Genomic DNA, 1009 nt, shown 5'->3' on the forward strand with positions numbered 1-1009 from the left:
GGTGCGCAGCTTCCTGAAGATCGTCAGTGCCTCCTGATCCAGTCCCATATCCTCGTATAGCCGACCAAGGGCAAGACCGTTCACTTTTTTATCCTTTTCACTTATTGAGTAATTTTTATCAAGCTCCTGAAAAATAGGCAGCGCTTCGGGGAAGCGGTGTTTGGCTTGAAGCGCCCGACCCTTTACCATCAGCAACCCCTTGCCAAGGGGAGGCTTCAATTGCCCTATTGATTGCAGGCAATCATCAAATCTTTTCAGATTAAAAAGGGCTCTTGCCTTGAGCAGGTTGGCACTTTGACAGTCACGCAAACTCAAGTTGGCATGGGGTTGTAATATTTCCTCTGCTATTTCGAGCGCCTGATGATTTTTGCCCGTATTCAAAGAACTGAACCCTTCATTAATACGCTGAATATTATCCCATCGATGATCGCCTGCAACCGGTTGAGAGGTGCGGTTGGCATTCACAGAGCCAGACTCTTTTTTTCTTGCTTTTCGCAATACCCATTCAGCCTCTGACTGATCAGATAATGATGTTTCGCGAGAACTGAGCCAATATCCACCCTCTTTTGCAGCAGCAGCGCCTGCAGCAGCAGCGCCTGTTGCAGCAACGTCCGATTGACCAGTGCAGGAGAGACTTATTTGAAAATCCGCAACGACCTTTGGAAGTTGGTTGTCAGTGGTGCTCCAGCTCTGGGACAAATACCCGGGCGCTGTTTTTGACGCCCCTTGTGACGGTGGCGGGTATCTTACTGCCCGATTAAAACAAGACCTATTGCAGGAGACAGTTTTGCAATATTTTTTTTCCTGATAACGAGCCCATGAAGGGGGATAATAGTTGAAATAAACGTTATCACTATTCACATATACGGTCGCCGTCGTATAAAGTCTGAAGTTATTCACTTATGGGACTGTCTCTGGCTCTATTTGTTCAATACATTTAGCGCAGTCTTCTGCTCAAGGGTTCATTAAGGCAGAGGGTTTCAGAAAACACAGTTTATCCTGACGACAG

At 46.8% G+C, this 1009-nt stretch carries 1 protein-coding gene; it reads right to left on the reverse strand.

Annotation, left to right across the window (positions count from 1 at the left end; translation table 11 throughout):
- A partial coding sequence (locus tag KDK14_RS14770) for a tetratricopeptide repeat protein (protein WP_257265938.1) occupies positions 1-861 on the reverse strand: 861 nt, incomplete at its 3' end.
- Positions 862-1009 lie beyond the last annotated feature (148 nt).

Source organism: Endozoicomonas sp. ONNA2 (assembly GCF_024606365.1).
GTDB lineage: Bacteria > Pseudomonadota > Gammaproteobacteria > Pseudomonadales > Endozoicomonadaceae > Endozoicomonas.